Below are 16,527 nucleotides of genomic sequence, written 5' to 3' on the forward strand. Positions count from 1 at the left end.
TTACAAATTCCACCAATACGTAAATTTCAAGACAACGGCGCGGTTCTTAACCCTGAAATTTTCGGGTAAATAGTTATCCGTGTAAACGATGAATAAATCCGAAGCGGGCTTATAACGCCATTGCAGACGCGCATTCAGGTTAATGTTATCCGCCTGATTGTTATACTGCATGAATGTGGTGAAGAACAGGTTGTTGGTAAATGTAAAGTCCACCCGCGGGCCTACAAGCCACAATTGCGTTCTTTTCCAAGGCTCAGGCAGGCGAATGTCATTATAGTTTCCGGCCATTGTAATTGCTACGTAAGGCTGCACACGATAGCCGAGCTCGGCGCGTAAATTGTTGCGGTGGCCGTTTTGGTAATAACCGCCAAAAATCCCCGATGCGGCATAAGTGAGGCGATTCTGAGGGCCGGAGACAATGTCAAAACCGGTGGCTTTCCAATTGTGTTCGCTGCCGGTTACCAGTGTTCCTACGCCCAAATTTGTTGGGTCAAATGGTCTTAGCAAACGCACGTAATTGCTTGATCCCCATACTGCAACCGTTGCGCGGTTAATGAAATTAAGGTTGTAGGAAAGGATAAATTCACGATCGCTGAGGTCAAATTTTTTGTCCCAAAATACATTGCTGATCAGCTTGGGGCCGTGACTGATGATCCTTGGATTTTTTACAAAAAACAGGTAACCAATGTTCGGACTGATCTTGTAATAACCCATTCTGACCGCGTTAGGCACGTAACCCACTTCTGCATTGAAATTCTTACCCACATATTCGTGCTGCCATTGCCAGAAGAAATTGGCTTTATTGAATTTCAGATCGGCCGCGTGCGTAAAATCGTCCGTGGATTTTCCGGGCGTAAAGGATTTGAGCACCATTACTTTTCCTGTCCAGAGATTTTTAGCACTGGCGAGATTAAATTCAGCTCCAATGTTCCGGTTATAGCGGTTTGTGGCCTGATGCTGCTCCGGCGAGTAATTCGTCGCATCTTTATTTACAAATATAAAACGGACATTGGACCGGGCTAATAATTGCCTTTGAAGTGCAAAAACCGCGTAATTATTTCTGGGCGTCAGGCTGTCAGACGAGCCTGTCTGCACGTCCAGGACACCGATCCGCCAGTTCTTGTTAATTTTCCCACTCATCCGCGCACCAAATTGGATCGGAACGCCCAAACCAATGCGCCGGGAGAAAAACGGACGAATGGTAGCGTACCCGAAATTGGCAAAAAGGTCAGCATTTTCGAGGAAAAACTGACGACGCTCCGGAAAAAACAACTCAAAGCGATCCAGATTCGTCTGCTGGACATCCACATCCACTTGCGAGAAATCCGGGTTAACAGTTAAGTCGAGGTTTAGGGAAGGAGTGAGGCCGATTTTCACGTCACCGCCGACGGCTGGTTTGTATTTATTTGGCGTGTCTTTCTGGTAATCTTTCGTCAGACGTGTGGCCGCGTAGGGAATGATGGAAATGTTCGGGCCGGGATTTGGTGGTGGAACGTCCCAGGCAAGCACACCCGTATAGGCAAGCGAGGCCGATGGAAACTGGCGGGGAACGGGTGCCCAGGCCGATTTTTCGGAAATAGTCAGATCCTGGCGGCTGAAATTAATGCCCCATTTTGTGATCCCGGGCTTATAGCGAATGCTTTTGAAAGGAATCGCGGCTTCCCAAACCCATTTGTCATCATCATTTTTGACCGCGCTCACCCATTTGTTATCCCAACTTAAATCAACCGTTCCGCCATCGCCCTGCTGGCCATCCCACGGCGCACCGGCCGCATTGGCACCGAATGAAAAGCCATTGGTTTTGTCATCAAATGTGTCCATGAAAAGGAGAAAGTTGTCATTTTTCCCGAAAGAAAAATCCCTTTTCAATGATTCCACAATAATAGAGCCTTTTATGGGCTTGTAATTAACGACGAGAATGTAAAGGTTGTCCTTATCGTAACACATTTTCACATCCGTAAGCGCCCTGGAAAAACTGGTGTCCATGGGTGTGATCATGAAAAAGTTGTTGGCAACCTCAGCCGATTCCCAAGCAATGTCATCTGCAACACCGTCAATGTTCAGGGAAGACGTTGCGGAATGAATATTGTATTGATATTTTTCATTGGGTTTCTGCGCAATGCTTTTTGAAATGATTAAACAGAAAAACAGAAGGTTTAGGATAGAAGTTTTTTGCACTTGATCGGGTGTAGGAATATATGACAATGAAGGTTATTGCTTTTCTAACTTCTGAACCACTTTGCATCCGCATAAAAAGTCCCGAAAGGAACGAGCGAAGAAATGAAAGCCAGAAGTGATTTCTTAAAAGACCAGCTTCGTTCAGTCGCAACCTGTACTAGCAACACGACAAAAAGCACGAACAAAACGCCGTGTGCCATGCCAACAATGCGGACAGCCTGCGGAAGACCGGCAAGATATTTCAATGGCATAGCAATGCCGAGCAAAACGAGGTAAGAAATGCCTTCAAGAAATGCAATGATGCGAAGACGGCCAAGGGCAGATTTAACAAGCGTGGAGATCATAAAAAAAGAACTGTAAGCGTAAGATTATTAAGTGTAAAGATACGCAATAGGAAGATTTAGAAGGCAGGAATAACCAAAAATCAAACACCAACGTTCGTGAGAAAATCAATTTTTACATGTCTGCTTGCGCTTGCAGGAGTTTATGCAACGGCGCAAAGCATTAGAGTTTCGGGAAATGTGCGCGATGAGCGCGGAGAGCCGCTCGTTGGCGCATCAGTGCTGGAAAAAGGAACCAATAATGGCACCAGTACGAACGGCAGCGGCGCCTATACGCTGTCGGTAGGAAAGTCGGATGCTATTCTTGTTGCGACATTTGTCGGTTATAATGTTGTTGAACGCGCGGTTTCGGCCAATGCTAATCTGGATTTCACAATGACCGACGCGTCCATTCTTAATCAGGTAACCATTGTGGGTTCGAGAAATGGAAACCGTTCGTCCACAGACACGCCGTCGCCGGTGGATGTAATTGATATCCGGGAGATTACTACCAAACAAGGCCAGCTTGATGTCAATCAATTGCTGCAATTTGCTGCGCCTTCGTTTAATTCCAACAGGCAAACCGGTTCCGATGGCGCGGACCACGTGGATCCTGCGTCGCTGCGGGGCCTTGGGCCAGACCAGACATTGGTTTTGATCAATGGAAAACGCAGGCACCAGTCGGCGCTGGTCAATCTTTTCGGATCAAGAGGGCGTGGAAATACGGGAACGGATCTGAATGCGATTCCGGCCGCGGCCATTGAGCGCATCGAAATTTTGAGGGATGGCGCAGCCGCACAATACGGTTCGGACGCGATTGCAGGCGTGATCAACATTGTTTTGAAGGAGAATGTGAACCAGCTTACGGCCAATGTAAATGCAGGGATTTATAAGTCCAAATATCGTTTTGACAACAGAACTTTCGACGGCCTCAATTACAATGTGAATTTGAACTATGGCTTCAAAGTGGCTGAAAAAGGCTTTGTCAATGTAACGGCCGACTATAATTTCCGCGACCATACCAATCGTGCAAACACGGTTTCAGATGAGGCCGATTTGTCCAGAAGGCAGTATGGCGATCCAAAAATCAATAATGCGGCCTTGTATTACAATGCAAAGATTCCGATCGGACAAAACATTCAGGTTTACAGTTTCGGGGGGATTAACCGGCGCATTGGTGATGCTTACGCATGGACCAGGTTTGCGGACGACGATCGCAATGTGCCCGCAGTGTATCCCAATGGTTTTGACCCGGTGATCGGAAGCGCTATCGACGATAGGGCAGTCACCGGTGGCGTGCGGGGCGTTTGGCGGAACTGGAACATTGATCTGAGCAACACATATGGTTTCAATAAATTCCGTTTTGACGTTCGGAATTCCATTAATACTTCACTGGGGCTGGGCTCGCCGACGGAGTTTGATGCAGGCGGTTTTCAATTGTCGCAAAATGTCTCTAATCTGAATATTTCCCGTTACTATCAGACTGTTTTTCAAGGCCTTAACATTGCATTCGGCGGAGAATTCAGGACCGAGCGCTACAAAATATTTGCTGGCGACCGTCCTTCATATTACAATTATGATCCCACGCTTCCCGGCGCAGCGCAAGGTTTTCCAGGTTTTAGTCCGGCCGATGTTACGGACAAAAGCCGCTCAAATGCGGGGGCTTACCTGGACATTGAAGCAGATTTGACGAAAAAATTCCTGATCGATGCAGCCGTGCGTTTCGAGAGTTACAGCGATTTTGGAACCACAATCAATGGTAAAGTGGGCTTGCGATATAAAATTACCAACGCAATCGGACTTCGCGGATCGGTCAGCACAGGTTTCCGCGCGCCTTCACTTGCTCAGAAATATTTCAATTCCACTTTTACCAATTTTGTAAATGGCGAGGCTGTGGACGTCTTGCTCGCCAACAACAATAGTGAAGTGACGCGCGCGCTGGGCATTCCAAAATTGAAGCAGGAAACTTCGCAAAACGCAAGTGTCGGGCTGACATTGAATCCGGCTCCCGGCTTGTCGGTAACAGTTGATGGATATTATGTGAAGGTCAAAGATCGCGTGGTGCTTACAGGACAATTCAGTGATGAGGATGAGGACATTGGCAGCTTATTGAAAGCGCTGCGAGTTGGAAAAGCCCAGTTTTTCACAAATGCATTGTCCTACACAACGACAACAGGGATCGACCTGGTTGTGGCGCATTCCACAGCATTAGGGATCGGGAGATTAAGCACGACATTGGCTGCAAATTTCAATCAAATGGACCTGGGGCCGATTAATACGGTGCCTAGATTGGAAGGAAAAGAAGATCTTTATTTTGATGAAAGAGAACGCCGCTTCGTGCTGGCTTCCGCTCCGCCTTCGAAAATTAACCTAACATTCGATTATGGCATTAACAAACTCAGTTTTATGGTGCGCCTCATCCGTTTCGGCGAGGTTAAGCTGGCAAACTGGGATTATGAGCTGGATGTGTATAAAGCAAAAGTGCAGACCGACCTGACAGTGAATTACAAATTCAACAAGAATTTTTCACTTTCCATCGGCGGAAGCAACATCCTGAATGTGTATCCGGATATGTCACTGCCGAACCTGACAGAATCAGGCGGAGGCTGGGACCCAGTCCAGATGGGAACCAACGGCGCCTTTTTCTTTACTAGATTGGGTTTCAGATTTTAATATAAATAGAAGATTAGCCTAAGTTGCCATCTTGCCTGTAAATAAAAAGGGTGCACTGCCGAAGCAATGCACCCTTTTTATTGATCCTGAATTTTTATACAGCCTGAACCTTGATTTTCGGCTTCTTATCCGCGGACTGATTTTCTTTATCCCGCATTTTGATGAAATCTTTGAAACGTCGGATCGTGGCCAAAATGAAGCCGATTACCAGCACAAATGTTCCCAGCCAGAGAATGTTGATCAATGGTTTTTCAATGGCTTTCATGACGATAAAGTCGCGCTGGGTGGTGTTAACCGCGAACGAAAACTGCCCAGTTTGCGGGTTGATTTCCTGAAACTGAATACGCATACCCAGATCATTGTTCACCTCAGGCTTGCGCGCCACCATGCGGTCGCGGATCACGAATGAAGGCGTTACGACATATTCCTTGTCTTTATCCAGCACGCGGATCACGGCCTTAACCGCAGCATCGCCGTCGCCCAACTGAACCCCTTCAACCTGCTCTGTACGCACGACATTATCCAGGATCGCCACATAGTCATTCACGAAGAATGTATCGCGCATGCTGATCGTGAAATTCTCCGTCTGGCTCCAAACCGGCTCTGCTGTCGGGTTGGTCACCATATTTACGTGGGTATAAAGGTCTTTGTCAACTTTCCTCTGAATGTCAGGAGACGATACGATTCCACCCATTCTTGGGTTAATCTGCACCCTTGGGAAAAGGCTGAAAATCCTGCCCGAAGGCTCCCTATACTCGATCTCGTAATAGAAGTTTTCAGGGAAAAGCTCAATGGTGTCGCCTTTGACATTGTATTTTTTACCATCCACAACAATGTCTCTCAAAGCAACGGCATGAAAATCACCCTCGATTATATCAACCCAGCTTTTTGGAATATATCCCGGGATCTTACGCGGCTCTACGCGCACATCACGCCAGGTAAGCATGTAGTCGCCCATTTTCTCGGGCTTATTGAGCCAGAGCGTAATATTCTCCTTGTTTTCTTTATTGTCGTTATTCGTAAATTCCTCGCTTCTTGAAATCATCAAGCCGGAGTTGTTGATCGAAACGACTTTGGTATAAGCAGACGAAAACAAGATCCCGATCAGCATCAATGCAACGCCAATGTGCGTGATCGCGCCGCCGGACAGGTTATAATTTCCGCGTATGATGTTCAAAAGAATGGTCCCGTTGGCAACAATTGCGAAAACAGCAGCCGTCAGCAGAACAATATATTGAATCTCTCTCACGCCTTGTACCGTAATAATGGCTGCGCTGATCAGCAGAGAGATAAGTAACGGCGTATAAAGCGCCTGCAATCTGTTTTGACCCACTCTTTTCCACCAGAAAAACTGCCCTACACCCGTCAAAATGACGATCAGCGAGAAGAACCAAAGCTGGAATTTGTTATAGTGTCCGATCTGATCTGCCGGAAGCGCCATGTTTAAAACCGTCCCGAATGCTTCGGCGATCTTGTTGTAAACCGGAATAGAAGTGGTTGCCAAAATCTGGAATCCTGATAAGCATAGCAATGTTGCGCCAATGAAAATCCAGAATTCCTGCGAATAGGTTGAAACTTCCTCTTCGTCGCTTGGTAGATCTTTCCAACGATAGATAAGCAAGCCGATAGCGACAACAGTGAAGGTCAGCAGGTAAATCAGCAGCTGTCCGGAAAGTCCCAGATCCGTAAATGAGTGAACCGACGCATTACCCAAAACCCCACTTCTGGTCATGAATGTGGAATATAGGATTAATATAAATGTGGCAATGGTAAGAATGAACGATGTTTTTAATGCTGTTGCATTCTTACGTCCGATAATCATGGTATGCACCGCTGCAACCAGGATCAGCCAGGGCACGATGGATGAATTTTCGACAGGGTCCCAGTTCCAGTAACCACCAAAATTCAGCGTTTCATAAGCCCAGTAAGCGCCCATCAAAATTCCGATACAAAGGATCATCGCCGAAAACAGTGCCCATGGCAATGCTGGACGGATCCATTCCTGGATTTTTTTAGTCCACAAACCTGCGATAGCAAACGAGAATGGAATCAATGTTGTGGCAAAACCCAAAAACAGGGTAGGAGGGTGAATTACCATCCAGTAGTTCTGCAAAAGGGGATTAAGGCCGTTTCCGTCTTTCGGGATGAAATTTGGGTCCATCTGGTAAACAGGCAGGTCCGGCATTACTTCTTTAAGCAGCAAAAATGGTGTAGAACCGATTTTCAGGTCTAGCCCGGGAATGACAACGCCCAGAATCATAGAAGTTAAAAACGCCTGCACCAATGCAAAAACGGTCATTACCGGCGCTTCCCATGAACGGTTTGTGAAGATAAGTACGCAGCCCAAGACGACATTCCAGAAGATCCATAAAAGAAAACTTCCTTCCTGATCTTGCCAGAAACTTGAAATCGTGTAACCGGTTGGCAGCGACAACGAAGAGTTTTTCCAGGCGTAATGATATTCAAAATAATGGTTTCCAATGATCCAGTAAAGGGAGAAAACAACACCCAGAACCGCCGCAACGTGGAAATAGAAAACGGCGCGGCCGAATTTCTTCCAGATTTTGGCATCTTCAATGGCTATACCCGACATCCCTGCCTTGAAATAGGCGAATGTGGCAACGAGCGCGGTTACAAAAGCAATAATGACAAGCAGGTGACCTGCACTTCCAATGGTGGTGTGAATCATGATTGTTCTGCAGTATGTTCAGTCGTTTCCATTTTGCCGTTCTCGTATTTCGATGGGCACTTCATCAGGATCTTTTCCGCGGTAAAAGCGCCGTCTTTCATTTTTCCCACCACCACAACTTGCTCAGATTTATCGAAGTCCTGTGGTTTTGAGTTTTTGTAAACGACCCTTTGCTCTACCTTGTTATTGTCGATCAATGTGAAAGCGAAATAGTTAGGATCAACCTGAGGCTGATATTCCATGCCTATAATGTGGCCTGATGCATCTTTTTTAAGTGTGCCGACAACGTGAATGCTTTCTGCATCGCCGTCCTGCGCCATTTCTTTGGCTTTTGTAAAATCGACATATGTGCTTGCATCGCCGGCTGTTGAGACAATGATGCCAATGGCCACAGCAATGATGATCAAACCGAATATTTGTATCTTTTTCATGAAAGTTTACTTGATATTTAATTCCTTTTCGATTTTGCTTACTTTGGAATCAATCCGAAGCATATTAATTGCGATTCCTGCAAAAACCACAGCAATCACAGCCACAACAACCCAGATCTTACCATCTTCGCGAAGTTTGTCGGCCATAGGCACGCCATTATCAACGGCTTGCGCAAACAAGTTTCCTGAAATCAAAAATAAGGTGAGTAGTAAGAGGGAGACTTTTTTCATTGTATGAGTAATGGTCTGAATTCTTAACGAAAATTTGATTTAAAATGTTTGTGATCAAAGAAATTAGTGGATGTTTCAGGATATTTTGTCAGAAGTGATCAATGCTTCATCCCTGACCCGGTTGATCACTTTGATCCGGATCCGAAGCTCAGCCAGCCATAAACCCAGCAGAATATAACCAATGATAGCAGGATAGAAAACTCTCCGGATGTCGCTGTTGAAATCGTAAGAGCCGAATGTGCTGTTTCCGCCGCTGCCTGGGTGCAAAGAATCTGTCAGCCGGGGCAGGATGTAAATGATCGGGATAAAAACGGCGAATGCGAAAATGTTGTAAACCGAAGAAATCCGGGCTCTGCGCTGCTCGTCTTCAAATGAGCTTCTTAACAATAAATAGGCAAGATAGATCAGGATGCCAACCGCAGCACCATTCAGTTTTGGGTCATTTGGCCAGGGATCGCCCCAGGTGTAATTGGCCCAAACCGAGCCCGTTAGGCAGCCCAAAATTCCGAAGAATATGGCAGACTTGGCCAGCTCACTCGCAATGTCGTCATCGCCTATTCGTCCTTTGTTCAAATAACGGATTGAAAAAATCATGGACGCAAAAAGCAGCGTAGTCATGGCAAGCCAGAGCGCTACGTGAAAATAAGTGTTACGAATGCTCTCATTGATGATGGCAAGGCGCGGGACCGGACCCATCAGACCCATAAAAATGACATAGAATATGATTACTATGCAGAGGATTTTCCACCAGGACTTTCTCATTTTTACTCTTATACTTTAATGCTTACTCGCCAGTCAAAATCAACTTCTCCACAGATAGGGAAAAAGCAGGTAACTAAGCGTAATTACTATGAGATCAATTGATAACAGTGTGCTGATTTCGTCCGTGCTGACCGACCAGTCCAAACCATCCATCGCATTTTTGGCCAGCTTAATGGTCATCAGCAGCATTGGTAATATGATCGGGAAGCTCAAAACAGCCATTAATGTTGCGCTGTTATCCGCTTTGGAGGCGATTCCTGCCACAAGCGTTAACACGGATGCGAAACCGATCGCTGCAAGGAAAAGGCACAGGATAAAAAGGCCCATATCACCAATCGCATTGCCCATTACAAAAGAATAAAACACAAAACCCATCCCAGATAATAACAACATTATCAATGAGTTGTAAATTATTTTTGAAATAATAATCGCTTGCGGACTGCAAAGGCTGTAATAGTATAGCAACCGGCCATAGCGCTCTTGCGAGAAACTTTTGGCAATCGCATTAACCGCTGTAAACAGAATGATGATCCAGAATAGTGTGTTCCAGACAATAGGAGTGAGTTGATTTCTTCTGAGATTGAAGCTCAGATAGCAGACGAAAACGGTGCTGATCACGTAAAGTAACATGCCGCTCAGCGCATACTTTTGACGCCATTCGAGTGTAACTTCTTTCCAGATAAGGGTTTTAATCTCGTTCAAAATTCCGCTGCTCATTTACTCTTTGCGCTGCAAAAGTACTACATAAAGCCTGAGGGAAATAATAAAACGGTCATGATTTTCGATGATTTATATGGGTGTGGGCACAATTGCAAAAGTTATGTTTGAATTACGGTGTGATAGTGCTTTATTTGCACTTTAAATAAAATGAATCTAAATAAGGAGTGTATGTCAGCTCGTACGGTCAGTCATCTTCGAAAGGGCGAAAAGGGGGTCATAAAATCTTTTACGGATCGGGCAATGTCGTTGAAATTACTGGAAATGGGTTGTCTGCCCGGGTGTGAAGTGCGCCTGGATGCAGTTGCGCCGTTTGGTGATCCGATCTGTATTAATGTTGGCGGTTCCTATTGCCTTTCGCTCAGATTGAACGAGGCGGCCGTGATTGTGCTTGAATAAGCAATACGTTCCGATTATAAGCCTCTCCATTGAAACAAGGGAATATAAAAGTTGCGCTGGTTGGTAACCCCAATGCCGGCAAGTCTACATTATTTAATGCATTAACCGGTTTACGCCAAAAGACCGGGAATTTTCCGGGCGTCACCGTCGAAAAAAAATCCGGGACATTCAAACTCCCGGGACAGTCCGGCCAACCCGACGCTGCTGCCATTGTTGTAGATCTTCCCGGAACATATAGTATTTATCCAAAATCAAGGGATGAGACTGTTGTCATGGACATTCTTGCCAACCCTTCACACCCTGATTTTCCGGATGTTGTTGTAGTCGTGGTCGATGCGTCCAACCTGCAAAGAAACCTGCTGTTATTTACTGAAATCAGTGACCTTGGCCTGCCTTGCGTCCTGGCACTCAATATGCTTGATGTTGCAACAAGTATGAACCTAACGGTGAATGCGGTGCAGCTTGCGATGAAATTGAATGTGCCGGTTGTGCGGATCAATGCCCGTACGGGCGAGGGCTTAAATGGCTTGAAAGACGCGATCCGGCAAATGGCCGAGCGGGTTGAGAAACCTGAGCTTGCCTATTTCTACGAACCGAAAGACAACGAGATCGACCTCATTGCAGACGTAAAACGCGTATATGCGCTTGATAATGATTATGTTGCCTTGCAATATGTTTGTCAGCACGATAATTTCTCATTTCTTGAAACACCTGCAAAAGTTGCCCTGGACAAACTGATTGAAAAGCATGAGTTTGATGAAAATGGCTTCCTGGCAGCAGAAACCGTTGCACGTTATGAGAAAATAAAGCCGATTATTTCAAAATCGGTCAAATCAGCGGGCGTAACCGAACAACCTTACTGGACCCGAAAGCTGGATAGCGTTCTTTTGCATCCATTTTGGGGATATGTCACCTTTGCGGCCGTTCTTATTCTTGTATTTCAAGCCATTTTTTCGTGGGCGACCTATCCCAGTGATTTGCTGGATGCAGGCATAGCGGCTACTATTGAATGGACAAAAGCAGTTTTGCCCGAAGGGTTTTTGAATGATCTCCTTACCGACGGCATTATGGCCGGACTTGGCGGAATTCTGGTATTTATTCCGCCGATTGCCATTCTCTTCGCACTCGTCTCTATTCTCGAAGAATCGGGTTATATGGCGCGGGTTATGGTGATTATGGATAAACTAATGCGAAAATTCGGCCTGAATGGGCGTAGCGTTGTTCCTTTGATCTCGGGCGTTGCCTGCGCAGTGCCGGCGATCATGACCACAAGAAGCATCAGCAGCCGCTACGAACGTTTATTGACGATTTTGGTAACACCATTAATGAGCTGTTCAGCTCGTTTGCCTATTTACACCATCCTCATCGCCTTGGTTGTGCCGCCGACAAAAGTGCTTGGTTTCCTGAATATTCAGGGCCTGGTTTTGTTTGGATTGTATTTCCTGGGACTGGCAGGCGCTTTGGCGACGGCCTGGATCTTATCATTGTTTGTGCCAAGAAAAGAACCGGGTTATTTCATGCTTGAAATGCCATCTTACAAGCTGCCGCGCTGGGGCCATGTAGCATTTACCATGTATGACAGCGTAAAATCGTTTGTGCTGGAAGCAGGGAAAGTCATTATGGCGATTTCAATCATTCTCTGGGTTTTATCAACATACGGGCCGGGTGATAAGATGGAAAAAGCAGAAGCAGAAGTTGTTTCTAGCATGCCGCAAGCTTCGGAGGAACAAGTCAATGCTGCCATTTCATCTGCACGTCTTGAAAATTCTTACGCAGGCCATTTCGGGCATTTCATCGAGCCGGCGATCAGACCGTTGGGTTATGATTGGAAAATCGGCATTGCGTTACTCGCATCCTTTGCAGCCAGGGAGGTTTTTGTGGGAACAATGGCCACCATTTACAGCATCAGCGGAGATTTTGAAGACGTCCCGACGGTTAAGGAAAGGTTAATCAAGGAAAAGAACCCGGAAACCGGGGGAGCCATGTTCACGCCGGCAGTATGTTACTCGCTCCTGATATTCTACGTTTTCGCAATGATGTGTATGAGCACCATCGCCGTAGTCCAGCGCGAAACCCACGGCTGGAAATGGCCCTTAATCCAGCTCGCCTATTTAATGGTGCTGGCGTATGTATCGGCGTTTGTGGTTTATCAGGTTATGAGTTGAGAAATCTACAAAGTATAAACTACTGCCGAACCACCGAGTTCGAGGTAAAATCCCTTCTCACTGTCAAGTTGCGATATTAACGGAAGATTACGTTCCAGTAACTCAATTAAGGTCTGATTGGAGATGTTTCCCAGTGTAATACGGACAAGCTTTTTTGGCGTTTGCCGAAGTAAAAATGAATTTCTGAAATCTTCATCCTTTGTTATCACGATCATCTCGTAACGATCGGCATGCAAACAAATCTCAGCGTCTGTCGAAAACGATTTAGATGGTAAATGATTGGCATGAATTGCTGAATGTCCCTGCGTTGCTAAATATTTGACAACCTTAATTGAAATATGGACGTCGCAAAGAAAATGCATCAAGCTGCTTCGTTAATTAGTCGGCCAGAAACTAAAAGTTTCGCGTAGTTAAGGCAAGCAAAAATATCTTCTCTTTCCAGTTCTAAATGATCCGCCAGTATGTCGGTTATTGACATTCCGGAACCAAGCATATCTATTACTACTTCAACAGGCCAACGCATCCCTCTCACGCAAGGTTTACCATGGCAGATCGCAGGGTCAATTGTTATTCTCTCGAGGTATTGCATATCACATTATCATTAGTAGTCAAATTTAACATTTTTTGTTTACTTGGCAGTGCAGAGCGGCTCAAACTGCTCTACCAACCCAAACTCTCCACCAAATCCGAAGCAATCAGCGCACTTTGGCCTCGTTGTTCGGCGGCGCGGTCGCCTGCGAGGCCGTGTTCGTGTACTGCCAGGATTGCTGCCTGGGCGGGTTCATATTTTTGGGCCAGGAGGCTTGTTACTATGCCGGTTAGCACGTCGCCGGTGCCGCCTGTGGCCATGCCGGGGTTGCCCGTTGAGTTGAAATGCACTTCGCCGTTTGGGAGAATGACGGCTGTGTTAGCTCCTTTTAAGCAGATGATTACTTTGTGTTTTTTGGCAAAATCAATGCCGATTTGTAAGCGTTCAAATTCGTCCTTGCTATCCCCGGCCAGGCGCTGGAATTCTTTGGGATGTGGGGTTAGGACGGTGTTTTCGGGCAATTTATCCAGTAAATGCCTGTTTTCGGATATAATGTTAAGTGCATCCGCATCAATGATCAGTTTTGCTTTTACGTCGCTGGTATTGATGCGATCTAATAGTTTTTCTAATGCATTAACAGTCGCGAGATCTTTGCCAAGGCCCGGGCCGATGCCGATGGCTGAGTAGGATGTAAGATCTGTTACTTCGCTTAAATGCTTTGCATCCTGATCCGTAACGGTCATCGCTTCCGGAAGGGAAATCTGGATAATGTCGTATCCGCAGGACGGAACGTGCATGGTTAGCAAGCCTACGCCTGACCTCAGACAAGCCTTTCCTGACAGGAATGCCGCGCCCATTTTGCCGTAGCTTCCAGCCATAAGCAATGCATGCCCGAAAGTGCCTTTGTGGGAGAATTTGTCTCTTGGTTTAATCAATTTCTCTGCTGCGCGCTTGTCGGTATAATGGTAGGGCGTTTCAACTTTTTTAATAAAATCCTCACTTAAACCAATATCTACCAAATGCCACGAACCCACAAACTTCGCATTTTGAGGCATCATAAACGCGAGTTTCGGAAGCTGGAATGACACGGTAAAATTGGGCTCTATAATCGGATTATCTTTTTGATTTGTCTTGTCAGCGTACAATCCGCTTGCAATGTCAACGGAAACAAGCTTGTTTGGGAGTCCATTTAAGAAATGAATGGTGTCAGCCAAAAGTCCCTCCGCAGGCCTGGATAAGCCTGATCCCAACAATGCATCGATGCAAATTACATGGGGGGCTAATATTGGGAAATTGTTATTTTCAGCAATGTTACAAGGTTGTAAGTGATCCCTTAATCGCGTCAAGTTCTCTGTGAAATCTACCGTTGCATTGTCTGTATATTCAGCAATAAAAACCTGGACATCATAATTGTTCGTGCTCAGAATCCGGGCAATCGCCAGTCCGTCCCCACCATTATTTCCTTTTCCGCAAAAAATAGCAACAGGCCGGGTGTTGACAAATTGGTTACAAAACCATCTGACGAAGGCAGTGGAAGCCCGCTCCATCAGGTCCAGAGACGAAACCGGCTCATTCTTAATCGTGTATGCATCCAGCTCACGTATCTGTTGAACATTTAGTATTTTCATGTAAATGCTTTTACAAACAAAGAAAAAATATTAGCTTTGCACTCGTTTTCGCAAGAGCTGTTTTGAATGAAGGGGCGTCACCTCATCCGCTGGAAGCAAGCTATCATTTTAAATCCAAAAAAGCATTCGTCATGAGCGAACTTATTAAACTCGTAGAAGCTACGATTGAAAATCGTAAATCCGAGTATCCTGAATTTACTTCAGGCGACACGATCAACGTACACGTGAAAATCCGTGAAGGTAACAAAGAGCGTGTTCAGCAATTCCAGGGCACGGTTATGCAACGTCGTAACCTAAGCGGAAGCGGTGAAACTTTCACAGTACGTAAAATCTCAAACGGCATTGCCGTAGAACGTGTTTTCCCAATTCTTTCACCAAGTATCGCTAAAATCGAATTGATTCGTCGCGGTAAGGTGCGTCGTGCGCGTCTGTTCTTCTTACGTGGCCGTCAGGGTAAAGCCGCTCGTATTAAAGAGCTTAAAGTATCGAAGTAATATAAATTTTCTTCGGACAAAAATTTTAAACCCTGCAAGCGATCATTTCTTGCAGGGTTTTGTTTTTAAAATACCCGTCGGCTTAAGCCGGCGGGTAAATATCATTCAATATGAATATTGCTTTTTATAAATATCAGGGAACAGGAAACGATTTTGTGATGATCGATAACCGCGACCTGTCATTTCCTGTTTCAAAAGAATTGATCGCGTCCATTTGCCATCGCAGGTTCGGCATTGGTTCTGACGGGCTGATCCTCTTGCAAAATGAGCCTGGTTACGATTTCAGGATGGTGTATTTTAATGCGGATGGGGGTGAAGGCAGCATGTGCGGCAATGGCGGACGCTGTGTCGTGCGTTTTGCGCATGATCTCGGGCTTTTTACTGATTCTACGACATTTATAGCCGTTGATGGTTTGCATGAAGCCACGGTTACGGGCGATGTGATCAGCTTGAAAATGTCTCCGGTAAGCAATGTGGAGCGCTACGAAGAGTTTGATTTTATGAACACCGGTTCACCGCACTATGTGACTTATGTGGATAATGTGTCGGGAACGGATGTGGTTAATATTGGAAGTGAGATCCGTTATGGTTCTGTGTACGGGCCAAAAGGCGGGACTAATGTAAACTTTATCGAAGTGATTGAGGACAACCATTTAAGCGTCAGGACCTACGAGCGTGGCGTTGAGGACGAAACTTACTCTTGCGGAACGGGTGTAACTGCATGTGCACTGTCCGCACATTTACGCAAAGGATTTGACGGGCCCATTACCATTGAAACAATTGGAGGGACTTTGAAAGTTGATTTCGAAGAAACGCAGGCCGGATTTGACAACATTCATTTAATAGGCCCGGCGGTTCGGGTTTTTGAGGGGACTTTAGAGGCTTATTAAGAAGGTGCTATTAAGACCTGTCACGTTGAGCGTAGTCGAAACGGCTTGCACGTCGTTTCGACTACGCTCAACGTGACAGGGGCAGTGACAGCTCTACAAAGACAAGCAACACCATTATTCCACTTCTATAATCCCTCCTTGTACGTGAAAAATTTGCTTGTCGAGCCATTCCGGCACGCGGCAGTAGTCCATGGCAGCCACTTTGCTTCTTACGCCATTGGTGCAAATTACGATAATGCTTTTATATGGAACGAGATCCGCTCTTCTTTCGCGGATCTCGGCCAAAGGAATATTAATTCCTCCTTCATTAAATTCTTCAAATTCCCAGGTTTCCCTCACATCGACTAATACGGCATCGGGCTGATCCCGTAACTGCCTGGCCTCTTGAAGGTTAATGTCGGTGTAAGTATTCCTTGTCATT

The 16,527-nt window shown here is 45.9% G+C and carries 16 protein-coding genes; 5 read left to right on the plus strand and 11 right to left on the minus strand.

The window, feature by feature from the left end; genetic code table 11:
* Positions 1-2,178, minus strand: coding sequence for a DUF5916 domain-containing protein (locus L0659_RS10005; protein ID WP_235125804.1), 2,178 nt, complete (start codon positions 2,176-2,178; stop codon positions 1-3).
* Positions 2,179-2,222: 44 nt separating this feature from the next.
* Positions 2,223-2,522 (minus strand): DUF3817 domain-containing protein, encoded by a 300-nt coding sequence (locus L0659_RS10010; RefSeq protein WP_235125805.1) that lies wholly within the window; start codon positions 2,520-2,522, stop codon positions 2,223-2,225.
* Positions 2,523-2,618: 96 nt separating this feature from the next.
* On the opposite strand from L0659_RS10010, the gene L0659_RS10015 reads away from it, so the two are divergent.
* Positions 2,619-5,171, plus strand: coding sequence for a TonB-dependent receptor (locus L0659_RS10015; RefSeq protein WP_235125806.1), 2,553 nt, complete (start codon positions 2,619-2,621; stop codon positions 5,169-5,171).
* Between the two features lie 94 nt (positions 5,172-5,265).
* Here L0659_RS10015 and ccsA (L0659_RS10020) read toward each other — a convergent pair whose 3' ends face one another.
* From ccsA (L0659_RS10020) to L0659_RS10040, 5 genes are all read right to left on the minus strand, one after another.
* The gene (gene ccsA / locus L0659_RS10020; RefSeq protein ID WP_235125807.1) at positions 5,266-7,860 is read right to left on the minus strand and encodes a cytochrome c biogenesis protein CcsA; all 2,595 of its coding nucleotides are present in this window, start codon (positions 7,858-7,860) and stop codon (positions 5,266-5,268) included.
* Entirely contained in the window at positions 7,857-8,291 is a 435-nt protein-coding gene (locus L0659_RS10025; RefSeq protein ID WP_026630926.1) for a cytochrome c maturation protein CcmE, read from the minus strand. Before L0659_RS10025 ends, ccsA (L0659_RS10020) begins: the two co-directional genes overlap by 4 nt.
* Before the next feature lie 6 nt (positions 8,292-8,297).
* Positions 8,298-8,522: a CcmD family protein gene (locus L0659_RS10030; protein ID WP_235125808.1), complete on the minus strand. Its 225-nt coding sequence runs from the start codon at positions 8,520-8,522 to the stop codon at positions 8,298-8,300.
* 75 nt (positions 8,523-8,597) lie between these two features.
* Positions 8,598-9,284, minus strand: coding sequence for a cytochrome c biogenesis protein CcsA (ccsA, locus tag L0659_RS10035; RefSeq protein WP_235125809.1), 687 nt, complete (start codon positions 9,282-9,284; stop codon positions 8,598-8,600).
* 39 nt (positions 9,285-9,323) lie between these two features.
* Positions 9,324-10,001, minus strand: a complete 678-nt coding sequence (locus L0659_RS10040) for a heme exporter protein CcmB (protein WP_233795774.1) — start codon at positions 9,999-10,001, stop codon at positions 9,324-9,326.
* Between the two features lie 171 nt (positions 10,002-10,172).
* Here L0659_RS10040 and L0659_RS10045 point away from each other — a divergent pair, with 171 nt between their 5' ends.
* Both L0659_RS10045 and feoB read left to right on the plus strand, forming a co-directional pair.
* Positions 10,173-10,400, plus strand: coding sequence for a FeoA family protein (locus tag L0659_RS10045; RefSeq protein WP_026630930.1), 228 nt, complete (start codon positions 10,173-10,175; stop codon positions 10,398-10,400).
* A 29-nt stretch (positions 10,401-10,429) separates the two neighbouring features.
* A complete protein-coding gene (gene feoB / locus L0659_RS10050; protein ID WP_235125810.1) occupies positions 10,430-12,565 on the plus strand; it encodes a ferrous iron transport protein B in 2,136 nt (711 codons plus the stop codon).
* A 5-nt stretch (positions 12,566-12,570) separates the two neighbouring features.
* Here feoB and L0659_RS10055 read toward each other — a convergent pair whose 3' ends face one another.
* From L0659_RS10055 to L0659_RS10065, 3 genes are all read right to left on the minus strand, one after another.
* Positions 12,571-12,927 carry a DUF5615 family PIN-like protein gene (locus L0659_RS10055; RefSeq protein ID WP_235125811.1) on the minus strand — a complete coding sequence of 119 codons (357 nt, stop codon included), beginning with the start codon at positions 12,925-12,927 and terminating at the stop codon, positions 12,571-12,573.
* Entirely contained in the window at positions 12,927-13,154 is a 228-nt protein-coding gene (locus L0659_RS10060) for a DUF433 domain-containing protein (RefSeq protein WP_235125813.1), read from the minus strand. Before L0659_RS10060 ends, L0659_RS10055 begins: the two co-directional genes overlap by 1 nt.
* A gap of 71 nt (positions 13,155-13,225) precedes the next feature.
* Entirely contained in the window at positions 13,226-14,722 is a 1,497-nt protein-coding gene (locus L0659_RS10065; RefSeq protein WP_235125815.1) for an NAD(P)H-hydrate dehydratase, read from the minus strand.
* Positions 14,723-14,853: 131 nt separating this feature from the next.
* Here L0659_RS10065 and rplS point away from each other — a divergent pair, with 131 nt between their 5' ends.
* Together rplS and dapF are read left to right on the plus strand one after the other, a co-directional pair.
* On the plus strand, positions 14,854-15,216 hold the full coding sequence (gene rplS / locus L0659_RS10070) for a 50S ribosomal protein L19 (protein ID WP_233796335.1): 363 nt from the start codon (positions 14,854-14,856) through the stop codon (positions 15,214-15,216).
* A gap of 110 nt (positions 15,217-15,326) precedes the next feature.
* Entirely contained in the window at positions 15,327-16,106 is a 780-nt protein-coding gene (gene dapF / locus L0659_RS10075; protein ID WP_235125816.1) for a diaminopimelate epimerase, read from the plus strand.
* Between the two features lie 114 nt (positions 16,107-16,220).
* Here dapF and L0659_RS10080 read toward each other — a convergent pair whose 3' ends face one another.
* Positions 16,221-16,526 (minus strand): rhodanese-like domain-containing protein, encoded by a 306-nt coding sequence (locus tag L0659_RS10080; RefSeq protein WP_235125818.1) that lies wholly within the window; start codon positions 16,524-16,526, stop codon positions 16,221-16,223.
* Position 16,527: the final 1 nt, after the last annotated feature.

It is taken from the genome of Dyadobacter sp. CY347 (assembly GCF_021502655.1).
Classification (GTDB): domain Bacteria; phylum Bacteroidota; class Bacteroidia; order Cytophagales; family Spirosomataceae; genus Dyadobacter.

Excerpts from the sequence above, each read along its gene's own strand:
- L0659_RS10010 (WP_235125805.1), bottom strand. The coding sequence starts at position 2,522 with ATGATCTCCACGCTTGTTAAATCTGCCCTTGGCCGTCTTCGCATCATT.
- ccsA (WP_235125807.1), bottom strand. The coding sequence starts at position 7,860 with ATGATTCACACCACCATTGGAAGTGCAGGTCACCTGCTTGTCATTATT.
- L0659_RS10025 (WP_026630926.1), bottom strand. The coding sequence starts at position 8,291 with ATGAAAAAGATACAAATATTCGGTTTGATCATCATTGCTGTGGCCATT.
- L0659_RS10030 (WP_235125808.1), bottom strand. The coding sequence starts at position 8,522 with ATGAAAAAAGTCTCCCTCTTACTACTCACCTTATTTTTGATTTCAGGA.
- ccsA (WP_235125809.1), bottom strand. The coding sequence starts at position 9,284 with ATGAGAAAGTCCTGGTGGAAAATCCTCTGCATAGTAATCATATTCTAT.
- L0659_RS10040 (WP_233795774.1), bottom strand. The coding sequence starts at position 10,001 with ATGAGCAGCGGAATTTTGAACGAGATTAAAACCCTTATCTGGAAAGAA.
- L0659_RS10045 (WP_026630930.1), top strand. The coding sequence starts at position 10,173 with ATGTCAGCTCGTACGGTCAGTCATCTTCGAAAGGGCGAAAAGGGGGTC.
- L0659_RS10055 (WP_235125811.1), bottom strand. The coding sequence starts at position 12,927 with ATGCATTTTCTTTGCGACGTCCATATTTCAATTAAGGTTGTCAAATAT.
- L0659_RS10060 (WP_235125813.1), bottom strand. The coding sequence starts at position 13,154 with ATGCAATACCTCGAGAGAATAACAATTGACCCTGCGATCTGCCATGGT.
- L0659_RS10065 (WP_235125815.1), bottom strand. The coding sequence starts at position 14,722 with ATGAAAATACTAAATGTTCAACAGATACGTGAGCTGGATGCATACACG.
- rplS (WP_233796335.1), top strand. The coding sequence starts at position 14,854 with ATGAGCGAACTTATTAAACTCGTAGAAGCTACGATTGAAAATCGTAAA.
- dapF (WP_235125816.1), top strand. The coding sequence starts at position 15,327 with ATGAATATTGCTTTTTATAAATATCAGGGAACAGGAAACGATTTTGTG.
- L0659_RS10080 (WP_235125818.1), bottom strand. The coding sequence starts at position 16,526 with ATGACAAGGAATACTTACACCGACATTAACCTTCAAGAGGCCAGGCAG.